Consider the following 13,277-nt stretch of genomic DNA (forward strand, 5'->3'; position numbering starts at 1 on the left):
ACGGAAAAAAGCAAAAAACGCCCCCCAAGTTACAGGGAGACGTAAGAACCGATCTGTTTAAACTTTTCGTAACGATCCTGTATCAATTCATCTGGCCCCAACTGTTCCAACTGTTGCAGTCCTTCGAGCAGCTTGGCCTTTACAAGCTTAGCCTGAAGCGCCACATCGCGGTGAGCGCCGCCAAACGGCTCCTCGATAATGTCCTCGATGACTCCCAGCTCCTTCAGATCGGGAGCCGTGATCTTCATCGATTCCGCCGCGCGCATCGCCAAGCTGGAGTCTCTCCACAAAATAGCCGCCGCGCTTTCCGGCGCGATCACGGAGTAATAGGAATTCTCCAGCATATAGACGCGGTTCCCCACGCCGATCGCCAGCGCTCCGCCGCTGCCGCCCTCGCCGATGACGACGCAAAGGATCGGCACGCGGAATCTCGCCATCTCCAGCAGATTGCGGGCAATCGCTTCGCTTTGCCCCCGCTCCTCCGCCGCTTTCCCCGGATACGCACCCGAGGTGTTGATGAAGCAGATGATCGGGCGGCCAAATTTATCGGCCTGCTGCATGATGCGCAGCGCCTTGCGGTAGCCTTCGGGATGGGCCATGCCGAAATTGCGTTTGATGTTGTCTTTCGTATCTTTGCCTTTTTGGTGCCCGACAATGGTAACCGGGCGGCCGTCCAGCTTGGCTATGCCCCCGACAATGGCGAGGTCGTCTCCGAATAAACGATCACCGTGCACTTCCAGAAAATCGGTAAAAATATGATCGATATAGTCCAATGTGGTGGGTCTCTCCGGGTGACGGGCGAGCTGCACACGCTGCCACGGCGTCAGGCTTCCGTATATTTGCTCGGCCAAATCCTTGGCTTTTTGCTCCAGGCGCGCTACTTCTTCGGAAAAATCAATCCCTTTTTCTTCGGTGAACCTGCGCAATTCCTTGATTTTATCCTGCAACTCCACCAATGGTTTCTCAAAGGGAAGTTCGTTTGCCATCTTTATACTCCCTCCCGAATCGTGTGCATCTCAACCAGCTTGGAAAGCGTCGAGCGCATGTCCTTGCGATGCACAACCATATCGAGCTGCCCGTGATTCAGCAAGAACTCGGCTGTTTGAAAATCTTTCGGCAGCTCCTGGCGGATTGTCTGCTCAATTACGCGTCTGCCGGCAAAGCCGATCATCGCTCCGGGCTCGGCGATATTGTAATCGCCAAGAGAAGCAAAGCTGGCAGACACCCCCCCGTAAGTAGGGTTGGTCAGGACTGACACGAACAGCTGGCGTTCCCGGTCCAGCTTTGCCAATGCCGCGCTTGTTTTCGCCATCTGCATCAGGCTCAGCACGCCTTCCTGCATCCGCGCTCCGCCCGAGGCAGAAAAAAGAATAAAGGGAAGCTTGCGTTCCGCCGCCCGTTCGATCGAACGGGTAATTTTTTCACCGACGACCGAACCCATGCTGGCCATGCGAAAGCGCGAATCCATCACGCCGATGACGATGCGCTGTCCATCCAGAAGCCCTTCGCCTGTGACGATTGCCTCTCTGAGATTGGTCGCTTCCATATCCGCTTCCACTTTTTCCAGGTAACCCGGAAAGCCTAACGGATTGGCCGTCGCCATGTCGGTGTCGAATTCTTCAGTCAGAACGCCATCGTCAAGCAATGACGCAATGCGCTCCGGTGCCGACATCGAAAAATGAAACTGGCATCCCTTGCAAACGCGGAGATTCTTCTCCAGGTCCTTGGAGTAGTGAATCGTTCCGCAGTGTGGACACTTATTCATCAGCCCCTCGGGCACTTCCTTGCCTTTTGCGGCGGCTTCGCCAGCGCCGTCAAGCCGAGGGGTTCCTCGCGATATCGTTTCCGAGGGGACTGTAGCAAATTTGCGCTTTTTTCCAAAGAGATCCTTAAGCACAGTTACACCTCACCTTTCTCTTCAGTGAAGGATCGTGCCGAGTACTTCCTGGACTTCGTGTACCTCGCTCTCGGGGACGAGAATCTCGTACTGTTTGGAGACCTTCGCCTCGCGAACCTTTACCAGGAATCCTTCATCTGTCAATCGTTGCTGTATCCGTTCCGCGATTTTTTCACTGGGAGCGATATAGATGACCGTCCACATGGTGGCTTCCTCCTTGATCGTCCAATACAGGTCTGCATCATCATATCACAGCCCCAGCTACCGTCGCAAATCTGGCCGGGAGAAGTCAGAGCTTGGAGTTTTCCAGATGCTTTTTCATCCGCTCGACAGCCTTCTCCTCGTCTCCTGCGCGTATCGCTTCCATGATCTGACGATGCTCGTTTACAGCCGATCTGGCCCGTCCTTCGCGGGAAAGCGATTCGCTGCGGACGGAATCGCTGTATTCCACGAGCGGCGCCCATATCCGGTGAAGGATGGAATTGCGGCTGGAGCGACAGATTACGCGATGGAACTGGTAATCCTCCTCGGTCGGAATTTCTCCCTGCCCGATCCGCTCCTCCGCCGCAGCCAAAATCCGCTCCATTTCTTCAAAGTGCTTGGCGGCAGCCCGGCGGCAAGCCATCCGAACCGCATCCAGCTCCAGAATCCGGCGCATTTCGATCAAATCTTTTTTTGTTTTGTAATCCCTAAGGATGAAAAAACCGAGAATATCAATCAGGCGGTTGTGACGGTAATGTTTTAAAAAGGTGCCTTCCCCCCTGCGGGTCTCGATCAGGCCAAGCAGCTCCAATGCCCGCAGCGCTTCTCGCACAGACGAGCGGCCGGCACCCAGCTGCTCGGACAACTCCCGCTCAGAGGGCAGCTTGTCACCAGGACGCAGGTTTTTTTCCTGAACGATCTGATGGATTTGCAGGAGAATTCCTTCGTATACCTTTCTCTCCTGTAACGAATCAAGCATCCTTTCACTCCTCCTCCCCGATTGGCCTTCGGTGAAGCACCCTCCAAGGAGCACTGTTGTCCTGGAGGGTGTTAGTCACATGACGTCCGAAATTACGCTTTTTGATAAGAAATGGCTGTCAGCGCCGCCGTTTTTTCGCGGATCGCTTCCGGATCGACGGAAAGGCGAGCCACGCCTGTCTCCATCGCTGCTTTCGCTACGGCCGCGGCTACTTGCGGAGCCACGCGCGGATCAAACGGAGCCGGAATCACCCTGTCCGCAGACAGTTCTTCCGCCGAGATCAGGTCGGCGATGGCGTACACGGCTGCAAGCTTCATCTCTTCGTTGATGGCGGTTGCGCGGGTGTCGAGCGCTCCGCGGAAAATGCCCGGGAAAGCAAGGACGTTGTTTACCTGGTTCGGGAAGTCGGAACGGCCTGTACCGACGACAGCCGCACCAGCCGCTTTCGCCTCTTCCGGCATGATCTCGGGAGTCGGGTTGGCCATTGCGAAAATAATCGCGTCGCGGTTCATCGATTTCACCATTTCAGGCGTGACGGCACCGGCTACGGAAACGCCGATAAATACGTCTGCGCCCTTCATCGCTTCGACCAGACCGCCTTCCAGCTTTTGACGGTTGGTGATCTTCGCCATTTCTTCCTTGATCGGGTTCATTCCGAACGTACGGCCTTCGTATACGATTCCTTTGGTGTCGCACATAATGACTTCCTTTACGCCCATGGACAACAGCAGCTTGATGATGGCGATCCCCGCTGCCCCCGCGCCATTGGCTACGACGCGGATATCCTCCAGCTTTTTGTTAACGACGCGCAGAGCGTTGATCAGTCCGGCAGCGGTGACAATCGCCGTACCGTGCTGGTCATCGTGGAAGACCGGGATATTCGTTTCGCGCTTCAGGCGCTCTTCTACCTCGAAGCAGGCAGGCGCAGCGATGTCCTCCAAATTTACCCCGCCAAAAGTCGGCTCCAGCATTTTTACAGTTTCGACGATTTTGTCCACGTCGGTCGTATTCAGGCAAATCGGGAACGCGTCTACCCCTGCAAACGACTTGAACAGGACAGCCTTGCCCTCCATTACCGGCATAGCGGCTTCCGGTCCGATATTGCCCAGTCCGAGAACAGCTGTACCGTCGCTGACAACGGCAACGAGATTTCCCTTCATGGTGTACTCGTATACTTTCGCCGGATCGTCAAAAATCTCCTTGCAAGGCTCTGCCACACCAGGCGAATAAGCGAGACTCAAGTCGCGCGCATTGCGTACAGGCACCTTGGTTACCGCTTCCAGTTTCCCTTGATGCTTTCTGTGAAGTTCCAGTGCTTCCTCTCGTAATTTGGACACAATTACCACTCCATTCATCTTTGTATGTATGTTTCCGGATTATCTATACTGAACCTGCGCTTAGTGGTCAGACCACTTTTTTAAATTATGTTCTCATTATAGCAAAACCGTTTCTCCTGTAAACCTCTCGAAATCGCCAAAAAAGAGAGGACTATGCTCATCCTCCCCCGTTTATGGGCAATTCTTTTTGAATTACGCTGTCACGTCCCACAATTTCTCGCGCTTGCTCCAAAAATGACTCGTCCACCTCTACCCGAATCGCGTCCGGAAGGCGAATTGTCTGTCTTTTTCCCTCGTAGTACAAGACAACGGGAATCGTACCTCTTTTTTCGACAAAAAGCCGCTGCAAGCTGTGAAGCGTCGAATCGTGCTCCTGTTCGGCCGATATTTTGACAAACAGCACGGGCTCAAGCGTCGGCCTCGGCAGAGAAGCAGCATCCCAAAAGCGGTTGGCAATCAGCTTGACGGAGTCGTCCTGATGATCGATTCGCGCCTCTGCTACGACGACCCGCTCTTTTTTCAACAGCTCTCCGTATTTGGCGTACACCTTTGGAAAGACGACTGTTTCTACCTGGGCCGTCTTGTCTTCCAGCATGAGAAACGCCATCGGTTCTCCTTTTTTCGTCTGGATCCGTTTTTCTTCCGCAATCATGCCCACGATCTTGACGGTCTGCTCCCGGGCGCACTCGGACAGAGCCGATACGGCGTGCACCTGCGGCCGATTGAAAAGGTGCGAATACTGATCCAGCGGATGCCCGGACAAGTAAACGCCGAGCAGGTCGCGTTCTTCCTTCAGCTGCTGGCTTCGGGAAAACGGCGGCACCTCCGGATATTCCGACGGCTGACGGACGGCATCCGCTTCGCTGTCTCCAGCAAACAAGTTGAGCTGGTCCGCGTCACGCTCGCTCCTCTTGCTGGTCGCCTTGCCCATCGCCTCGTCCAGGAGCACCATCAGCTGGCTCCGGTGTCCCGGCAGCGAGTCCAGCGCTCCGCAAAGGATCAACGATTCGACGACTCTCCTGTTGACAAGGCGGCCATCCACCCGGGCGCAAAAGTCAAACAGGTCGCGGTACGGCCGTTTTGCCCGCTCCCGCATGATCGAATCGATCGCTCCGTAGCCCACGTTCTTGACGGCTGCAAGGCCAAAGCGAATCGCATCCCGGCTGACCGTAAAGACGGCCTCGCTCTCGTTCACATCAGGCGGGAGTACTTGCAGATGCAGGCGGCGGGCCTCCTCCGTGTACTCCGCGATTCTCGTCTGGCTGCCGATCGACAGCGAGAGAAGCGCGGCCATGAACGCGAGCGGATAGTTGGCCTTGAGGTAGGCCATGTGATAGGAAATCATCGCATACGCGACGGAATGGGCCTTGTTGAATCCGTAATCGGCAAAGCGAACGATCAGATCGTAAATCTCGTGTCCGAGCTTCTCCCCGTAGCCTTGGCGAATGCAGCCGGCGACGAACTTCTCCCGCTGCTCGTTTAGAAGCTCCCGCTTTTTCTTGCCCACGGCCCGCCGCAAAATGTCCGCTTCTCCCAGACTGAAGCCGGCCAGCTTGGACGATATCTGCATAATCTGCTCCTGGTAGATCATGAATCCGTGTGTTTCCCTCAGGATCGGCTCCAGATCGGGATGAGCGTACTCCACCTTGCTTTCTCCGTGCTTGGCCCGGATGTATTGCGGGATGATCTCCATCGGGCCCGGACGGTACAGCGCGAGCACCGCGATGATGTCATCGAGGCCGGTCGGTTTCAGGTCCCGCAAAACGTGTCGAAAACCGGCAGATTCCAGCTGAAAGACTCCGGTTGTCTCACCGCGCCCGAGCATCTGGAACGTCTTCGGATCGTCCGGCGGAATGGTTTCCAAATCGATCTCTACGCCGGCCTGTTTCAAATGGCGAAGCGTTTCCTGAATGATCGTCAGGTTCCGCAGGCCGAGAAAATCCATCTTCAGCAGCCCGATCTGCTCCAGATCCTCCATCGGAAACTGGGTCAGGGCCAATCCCTCGCTGCCTTCCTGCAGCGGGACATACGACGTCAACGGTTCGGGGGCGATCACCACGCCCGCGGCGTGCGTGGACGCGTGGCGAGGCAGTCCCTCCACGCCTCTGGCCGTTTCGATCAGCTGCCGGGCCTGGGCGTTTTCCGAACACAGCTTGTCTAAATCGGGATTGAGCTGAAATGCCCGCTCGATGGTCATGCCCGGCGATTGGGGAATCATTTTCGCCACCCGGTCAACCAGCGCCAGCGACATTCCCAGCGCCCTGCCGGTGTCCCGAACCGCCGCCCTCGCCGCCATCGTTCCAAAGGTGATAATCTGGGCAACGCGGTCGCGCCCGTATTTGTCCGCCACATAGCGGATGACCTCGTCTCTGCGCTCCACGGAAAAATCGATGTCGATGTCGGGCATTGTGATGCGTTCGGGGTTCAGAAACCGTTCAAACAGCAGGCTGAATTTGAGCGGGTCTACTTTGGTGATCTTGAGCGCGTAAGCGACCAGGCTGCCTGCTGCCGAGCCTCGCCCCGGCCCTGTCGGAATCCCCGCCTCGTGCGCAAAGCGCATGAAATCCCAGACGATCAAAAAGTAGTGCGTAAAGCCGGTGCGGGTAATGATGGACAGCTCGTGCTCCATCCGCTCGCGCACCTCTGGAGTGATCGCGCCGTACCGCTCTATACAGCCTTGCTCGCACAGTTCGCGCAAGTAAACCGTCGGATCTTGTCCGTCCGGAAGCGGATATTTCGGCAAAATATGCTGTCCAAACGACAGTTCCCACTGGCAGCGCTCGGCAATCTCTACCGTGCTGGCGAGCGCCCCCGGCACGTGGGCGAAGAGCTGGGCCATTTCATCGCCGCTCTTCAGATAGTACTGGTCTGTCTCATAGCGAAAGCGGTTCTCCTCATCAACCGTTTTCCCTTGTCCGATCGCAAGCAAGATGTCATGCTCGCGGTGATCCTCGCAGAGGATGTAATGGACATTGTTTGTCACCACCAGCGGCAGACCCGTCTCATGACCGAGTCTGAGCAAGCGCTGATTGAGGCGGCGTTCGGTCTCCAGACCGTGATCCTGCAGTTCCAGATAAAAATGCTGCGGACCGTATATATCCCGATACCACAAGGCCGCCCGCCTGGCCTCCTCCACATCGCCGGACAGCAGGGCGCGGGCCACCTCTCCTTCCCGGCAGCCGCTAAGAGCGATCAATCCTTTGCTGTGCTTGGCCAGCGCCGCTTTATTCAGACGGGGCAAAATAAAATGGCCGTCCGTATTCGCAATCGTAGCCAGTTTCAAAAGATTTTCGTAACCTTCCCGATTTTCCGCCAGCAAAACCAGATGGCTGGGAGGGGGCGCACTGCGCACCCGATCCTGAAGGTTCCCTTCTATTACACAGGCTTCCATCCCGATGATGGGCTTGATCCCTGCCTCTTTACACGCCTTGTAAAAGGGGACGGCCGCGTACAGATTGGCATGGTCCGTCACAGCCAGCGCTTTCATCCCCAGCTCCGCGGCCCGCTGCACCAGCTTCTCCACTCGCGCCGCCCCGTCGAGCAGGCTGTATTCCGTATGCACATGCAAATGCACAAAGGGGGTCATTTCGCTTCTCCCTCTCTTGCTTTCACGTCATTTTATTGCTTTCTCTCTTTATTATAACGAAGTGGCTTTCGAACAGAAACCGCCTCGCCCGCATCCGCGCCACCCGCCTTTACAATCAAGCGTGCGGGAGGTATAGTGAAAGAAAAGGACCGAAGCGTTGCCGCGCTCCGGCCCACGTACAATCGGTGCCCGCAGAGGAGCGGCCCGCCGGAAGAAGCAGCTCGCCTGATTGATCCGATTGGGGCGAGCTACTTCTTTTTGTTGCTCAGATCATGGGTGACAAGAAGAACGACCAGGGAACCGAAAGACAGCATGAGACTGATGGCTTCGAATACAGTCATGGCATCACCCCCTTCCCTTCAGAGTGGGGATGAGCTCGCTGCCCCTGGTGAGCTGTCCGGATTGTACAAGAAAATTATACCACAAAGTATAACCAGAACAAACATTCCCATGCACAATTTGACCTGATTTGCAAACTTTAGTAGGATTATCCTAGATTGCAGGAGAGGATGAATCCATTTATGTGGTTTGCTACCTATATGACGGGTGTGATCGCATCGTTGGTCGCCAGCGTCTATTACAGCGTGACAGCCCGTCAGCGAGGCATTCACCCGCTCGTCTCACGAATGACGCTCGGAAAGATGAATATATCGCTCGGAATATTGGTCAGCTTGTTTGGATTGAACCAATTTTCTTTTGCGGAGCTGGACAAGATTCGCATCGTCGTTGGTCTGCTGCTTCTGTTCGTGGGAGTCGTGAACCTGACTCTTGGCACACGCAATTTTCTCCGATACCGTGCCGCCTGGCAGGCAGAAGTGAATAAAAACTCGTGACCGCTGCCGGTTTTGAGCTCCGCCCCATGCGATTTTCTTGCGACTTTCCGTTGAACCGGGAAGCTTTTCCTTCATTCCCATCTGTTTTTTCTGGCTAAACGTTTTTTTCTTACGCTATAATGGGCGTGTGTGACATTCTATGCTTCAGACAACCGGAGCGCTGTGCCGACGGTTGTCCTTTTTATTTTTACGGAAAATGCTTCCACACCTTTTTACTACCTTGGTAAAATGGGAAACCAACTCCTCGCCGCACCGTATTTACATATAAAGATGTTTCAGAGGGGGAAATCACTATATGCGGGGGCCATCTCCAAACAATCTGATTCTCTTCTTGGGATACTGTCTGATCGGATTCCTCTGCTTCTTGTTCCTCGTCGGCATCATTAACTTCCTGATCAGCGGTTCCGGGTAATATACGCAAAAAAGGAAGGCGAGCAAGCTCCCTTCCTTTTTGTGTGCCATCTATTCGATTCGATGTTAACGGTCGATAATTTGTGCGGTCACCATCGCCTGTCCTACCATTTGGTCTCCCTGGTACACCGACACTTCGACTTTCCCGAAGCGCCGGCTGATGTCGAGCAGACGCGGACGAACGTGGATTTTGCTCTCCATCTGGACCGGTTTCAAAAAGTAGACGGTGATGTTTTCCGGCACCATGTCCCCTTTTCGGTGGTTTCGGAGCAGATTGCAGCCGACCTCGGCGATCACTGTCGTCATGATGCCGCTGGCAATGGTACCCAGATGGTTCGTCATTTGAGGCGTAACCTCTCCCGTGTAGACAATGTCCTCACCCTGCCGTTCTTCGCGAAAATGAGACATGATCAGATTGGGAAAAGTCTCGCTCATCTGCGGCTGCTTGGCCGTATACTGGAGCGCCTTCAAAACGTCGTTTCGGCTCAGCACCCCGACGAGCTTGCGGTAGTTGTCCACTACCGGCAACAGCTCGATTCCTTCCCACACCATCGTATGGGCCGAAGACGCAACGGAAACGCGCGGCGAGGTCGTAATCGGGTTTTTTGTCATTACCTTTTCGATCGGCGCCGTCTGGTCGTGACCGATGATGTCCTTGGATGTCACGATTCCGATCAAGCGCATCTGTTCATCGACGACCGGAAAACGCGTGTCGTGGTACAGCTCGGTATACTGATGCCACTTGGCTACCGGATCGGTTGGCAGCAAAACGGGCGTCTCCGCCAACGGCTTCAAAATATCCTCGACCATGACAATCTCTTTTTTGATCAACCTGTCGTAAATGGCCCGGTTAATCATGGCGGCTACCGTAAACGTGTCGTAACTCGACGAGATGATCGGCAAAGCCAGGCGGTCCGCCAGCTGCTTTACCTCTTCGCTTGTGTCGAAGCCGCCGGTAATCAAAACGGCTGCCCCTTGCTGCAGCGCGATTTTATGTGCCTGATAGCGATTCCCGACGAGCAGCAGGCTGCCCGCATCGATATAGCGCATCATCGCTTCCAGCTGCATGGCGCCGATGACGAATTTGTTCAACGTCTTGTGCAGCCCCTCGCGGCCGCCAAGTACGTGTCCATCGACAATATTGACGACTTCGGCAAACGTCAGCCGCTCGATGTTTTCCTTCTGCTTTTTCTCGATCCGCACCGTTCCGACGCGCTCAATCGTGCTGACGTACCCTTGCGTCTCCGCTTCCTTGATCGCACGGTAAGCCGTCCCTTCGCTGACGTCCAGGTCTTTGGCGATTTGACGCACCGAGATTTTTGACCCGATCGGCAGTTTGTCTATATATTGAAGAATTTGTTCGTGTTTGGTTGCCATGCGTCTCGTGCCCCCCTCCCCTTTCTCTATGAACGCAATCTCCTTGGAACAATATACCCGATGAGCGGGCAAAAAAAAAGGGTAGCTTTTCGGCTACTCCGGCAGAAAGTATATCATTAAGGGGGTTTTCATCGTGTCTTTATCTTACCCCTGGAATATTACATAATCATTACAAGCGGTTTACAGTTTCGTTTCAATACGATAAATCTAGCTAAACAGAAGGGATAACAGTCCCTGTACAAGCCCGATGATGCCCCCCAGGATAAATCCGAGCACCGTAATCATGCGAAATTCCCGACCCGAAATCCCCACGACCATTTCCTCGATCCGTTCGATCGGAAAGCCTTCCACCTGCCGTGTTACGATTTCACTTATTGGCAGCTTGTCAAACAGCTTTTCCACGTTCTTCTCCAGCGTTTCTACAAGCCAGCCGGATACTTTCGGGATCAGGACGGAAGTGATCGTGTCACGAAGCGGGGCCAACAGCTCGGACAAGGGCTTGTCCGCCCACCGCAGCGCTTGCTCCTCCATTTTGTTGAAAACGGCATCCGACCAGGACTGGATTTGCTCGCTCCCTACCCAGTCGGCTACATCTCCGACCGTCTTGTCCAGCAGCTTGTCAGCCTCCACTCGCAGCAGCTCATGGATTTTCCGGGCCAAGGCCGGATTGGTCAACAGCTCGTCTAGCGAGGGCAGAAGCTTCCCGATTATCTTTTCATCTCCCAGGAACATATTGACCAGACCGCCAAACATTCCTCCCCCGCCTCCGACGAGCCCGCGTACCATCTGCTGAAGTGTCTGCGTGCCTTCCTGGGAATGGAGATAGGCGCGGCATTTTTCCAGAAAGAGGCGGCTTACCTCCTCCAAAGCCGTCTCAAGCCTTGCCAGCCCTGTCTCGGGAATCAGCTCGCGCAGCGGTTTTTCCCGATGCTCGGCAAGCTGGGCTTGGAGCCACCTCTCCCAGGCTTGCCGTATCGGCGTGCGGATATGTTCACCGATACGCCCATCTTCATCGATTGCTCCAGGGTACAAAATCAACGTCCATTCGCGCAGCGAACGGCTGTCCTCCATCCAGCCCCGGGCGGCTTTCGTCAGCCACCCGGCGAGATTTTGCTCCATTTTTCCTTGGGCGAGAGCCTTTTTCACACCCTCCTTGGTCAACAGATGCTCTTCGACCAACCGCCCCATCTGAACAGCGATCTCATCCCGTCTGCGCGGGATTAGCCCAGGGGTAAAAGGCACTTGCCACCTGCCGATTCGCCATGGGCGATGGGGTCGAAACAGCATCCGAATAGCCAGTTCATTGGTAATTCCGCCGATGGCAGAGCCCACGATTACGTTTATTGCCAGCATCCAAACGTTCATCTACATTAACAACCTCTCTTTTCCACATGGAACCAAAGTATATGCCTGCTCATAAAATAGACCAACTTCATGCCTGATGGGAAGGGGATTGCCATGTCGTATGTTCCAGTCATTTTGCAATCGTTCGAACCCAAAACAGACATCGACCTGTACCTGCCCCAGGTGCACATGCGCAAATGGAATCTCACACCGTCTTCGGTCACCGTTCAGTTTGGCAGCAAAACTGCCCAAGCCAAAGTGAGCGGCCTGCAACAAACCGGAAATACCCTGATCCGTCCGTCTCTTGCCAGGATGCTTCACCTGCCCAAGGGAGTCCCTCTGCTGGTACGTTATCAAGCGAGCCAGCAGCGTCTTGTTTTTGGACCCTATCTGGGCATACTCGTTTCCACGTACAATGCCCAGTACTCTTTGTCCCCATTTGGCGGATTCACCTCGTTCTTCAACGAGGTGGCCGACAGCTGCCGCAAACGCGGGGGAATCGTCTGTATTCTCCGCATGCAAGACGTCAATTGGAACGCGGGGATCGTAAGGGGAATGGTACGTCAAAACGGGCACTGGAAGCAAGCCGTTCTGCCGCTTCCGCAGTGCATCTACAACCGCTTGGTATCTCGCCGGCGAGAGCGCAGCGAAGCGACGAGCGACTGGATGCAGCGGTGCAAGGAAGCAAATATCCCGCTTTTTAATGAACACTTTCTGAATAAGTGGCACGTGCATACAGCTCTGGAAAACGAGCCGGGTACTTCCGAGCATCTGCCCCGCACCGTCCTCTATCAAAGCAAGCAAGACCTGGAGGCGATGCTGAAGTCTTACAAGACGGTATATGCCAAACCGGTAAACGGGAGCATGGGTCGGGGAATCGCACGCATACGCCGTACCGGCGGCGGATATCAGCTGAGCCGGGCTGGCGGCGGCCTCAGACAATTCGGCAGCATCAGTGAACTGCACCGTCATCTGTACCAGAAGACCAAAGGCAAGAAATATCTGCTTCAGCAAGGGCTGTCGCTGATCGGTCTTCATCAGCGTCCAACCGATTTTCGGGTGCTCGTGCAAAAAGATCGCCAAGGTGCCTGGGCCGTCACCTCAATGGTCGCCAGGCTGGGGCAAAACCAGGTCGTATCAAATGTCTCCCGCGGCGGCTCCATGACCAACCCCGCTACTGCCCTGCGGATATGCGGCCCATGGATGACGGGAGCACGTCCGACCGTCCAGACTCTGCGAAGCGTCGCACTGAAGCTGTCCCAGCTTTTGGAGCAATCGCTCAGCGGGCATTACGCCGAGTTTGGCATCGATCTGGGTGTAGATGTACGCGGACATGTTTGGCTCCTCGAAGTAAACAGTAAACCTTCCAAGACGACCAACTCCCTTCCGATGCGAGGCGGAGACGAAAACTCGCCCAGACGCGTGCGGCCTTCCGCTCTGCGGATGCTCGACTACTCTGCCTTCCTGAGCGGCTTTCCGCGATCAGGTAAACGCAAATCAGAAGCAAGCAAGAAATCAAGACGAGGGTGAC

General features: G+C 55.1%; 11 protein-coding genes. 2 read left to right on the forward strand and 9 right to left on the reverse strand.

The features are described from left to right. Positions 1–29 precede the first annotated feature (29 nt). From accA to Q3F21_RS17100, 7 genes are all read right to left on the reverse strand, one after another. Entirely contained in the window at positions 30–986 is a 957-nt protein-coding gene (accA, locus tag Q3F21_RS17070) for an acetyl-CoA carboxylase carboxyl transferase subunit alpha (RefSeq protein WP_340255500.1), read from the reverse strand. 2 nt (positions 987–988) lie between these two features. Continuing rightward, entirely contained in the window at positions 989–1,897 is a 909-nt protein-coding gene (accD, locus tag Q3F21_RS17075; RefSeq protein ID WP_340255503.1) for an acetyl-CoA carboxylase, carboxyltransferase subunit beta, read from the reverse strand. Positions 1,898–1,918: 21 nt separating this feature from the next. Further along, positions 1,919–2,101 carry a hypothetical protein gene (locus tag Q3F21_RS17080; RefSeq protein ID WP_003388005.1) on the reverse strand — a complete coding sequence of 61 codons (183 nt, stop codon included), beginning with the start codon at positions 2,099–2,101 and terminating at the stop codon, positions 1,919–1,921. 85 nt (positions 2,102–2,186) lie between these two features. Further along, positions 2,187–2,858 carry a FadR/GntR family transcriptional regulator gene (locus tag Q3F21_RS17085; protein WP_340255506.1) on the reverse strand — a complete coding sequence of 224 codons (672 nt, stop codon included), beginning with the start codon at positions 2,856–2,858 and terminating at the stop codon, positions 2,187–2,189. A gap of 92 nt (positions 2,859–2,950) precedes the next feature. Next, entirely contained in the window at positions 2,951–4,195 is a 1,245-nt protein-coding gene (locus Q3F21_RS17090; RefSeq protein WP_340255509.1) for an NAD(P)-dependent malic enzyme, read from the reverse strand. A gap of 157 nt (positions 4,196–4,352) precedes the next feature. Next, positions 4,353–7,781 (reverse strand): DNA polymerase III subunit alpha, encoded by a 3,429-nt coding sequence (locus Q3F21_RS17095; RefSeq protein ID WP_340255512.1) that lies wholly within the window; start codon positions 7,779–7,781, stop codon positions 4,353–4,355. A gap of 248 nt (positions 7,782–8,029) precedes the next feature. Next, complete coding sequence (locus tag Q3F21_RS17100; protein WP_221175480.1) at positions 8,030–8,122, reverse strand: putative holin-like toxin; 93 nt, start codon at positions 8,120–8,122, stop codon at positions 8,030–8,032. A gap of 180 nt (positions 8,123–8,302) precedes the next feature. On the opposite strand from Q3F21_RS17100, the gene Q3F21_RS17105 reads away from it, so the two are divergent. After that, positions 8,303–8,614 carry a YtpI family protein gene (locus Q3F21_RS17105; RefSeq protein WP_340255678.1) on the forward strand — a complete coding sequence of 104 codons (312 nt, stop codon included), beginning with the start codon at positions 8,303–8,305 and terminating at the stop codon, positions 8,612–8,614. A gap of 477 nt (positions 8,615–9,091) precedes the next feature. On the opposite strand, the gene Q3F21_RS17110 is transcribed toward Q3F21_RS17105, so the two are convergent. Beyond that, complete coding sequence (locus Q3F21_RS17110; RefSeq protein WP_340255516.1) at positions 9,092–10,402, reverse strand: DRTGG domain-containing protein; 1,311 nt, start codon at positions 10,400–10,402, stop codon at positions 9,092–9,094. Positions 10,403–10,609: 207 nt separating this feature from the next. Then, entirely contained in the window at positions 10,610–11,767 is a 1,158-nt protein-coding gene (locus Q3F21_RS17115; protein ID WP_340255519.1) for a DUF445 domain-containing protein, read from the reverse strand. A 93-nt stretch (positions 11,768–11,860) separates the two neighbouring features. Here Q3F21_RS17115 and Q3F21_RS17120 point away from each other — a divergent pair, with 93 nt between their 5' ends. Then, a complete protein-coding gene (locus Q3F21_RS17120; protein WP_340255522.1) occupies positions 11,861–13,276 on the forward strand; it encodes a YheC/YheD family protein in 1,416 nt (471 codons plus the stop codon). Position 13,277: the final 1 nt, after the last annotated feature.

Source organism: Brevibacillus borstelensis (assembly GCF_037834415.1).
Taxonomy (GTDB): Bacteria; Bacillota; Bacilli; order Brevibacillales; family Brevibacillaceae; genus Brevibacillus; species Brevibacillus borstelensis_A.

Bases quoted from the DNA above. Each gene is read 5' to 3' on its own strand.
- Q3F21_RS17115 (WP_340255519.1), bottom strand. From the start codon at position 11,767: ATGAACGTTTGGATGCTGGCAATAAACGTAATCGTGGGCTCTGCCATC.
- Q3F21_RS17095 (WP_340255512.1), bottom strand. From the start codon at position 7,781: ATGACCCCCTTTGTGCATTTGCATGTGCATACGGAATACAGCCTGCTC.
- Q3F21_RS17085 (WP_340255506.1), bottom strand. From the start codon at position 2,858: ATGCTTGATTCGTTACAGGAGAGAAAGGTATACGAAGGAATTCTCCTG.
- Q3F21_RS17100 (WP_221175480.1), bottom strand. From the start codon at position 8,122: ATGACTGTATTCGAAGCCATCAGTCTCATGCTGTCTTTCGGTTCCCTG.
- Q3F21_RS17080 (WP_003388005.1), bottom strand. From the start codon at position 2,101: ATGTGGACGGTCATCTATATCGCTCCCAGTGAAAAAATCGCGGAACGG.
- Q3F21_RS17105 (WP_340255678.1), top strand. From the start codon at position 8,303: ATGTGGTTTGCTACCTATATGACGGGTGTGATCGCATCGTTGGTCGCC.
- accA (WP_340255500.1), bottom strand. From the start codon at position 986: ATGGCAAACGAACTTCCCTTTGAGAAACCATTGGTGGAGTTGCAGGAT.
- Q3F21_RS17120 (WP_340255522.1), top strand. From the start codon at position 11,861: ATGTCGTATGTTCCAGTCATTTTGCAATCGTTCGAACCCAAAACAGAC.
- Q3F21_RS17110 (WP_340255516.1), bottom strand. From the start codon at position 10,402: ATGGCAACCAAACACGAACAAATTCTTCAATATATAGACAAACTGCCG.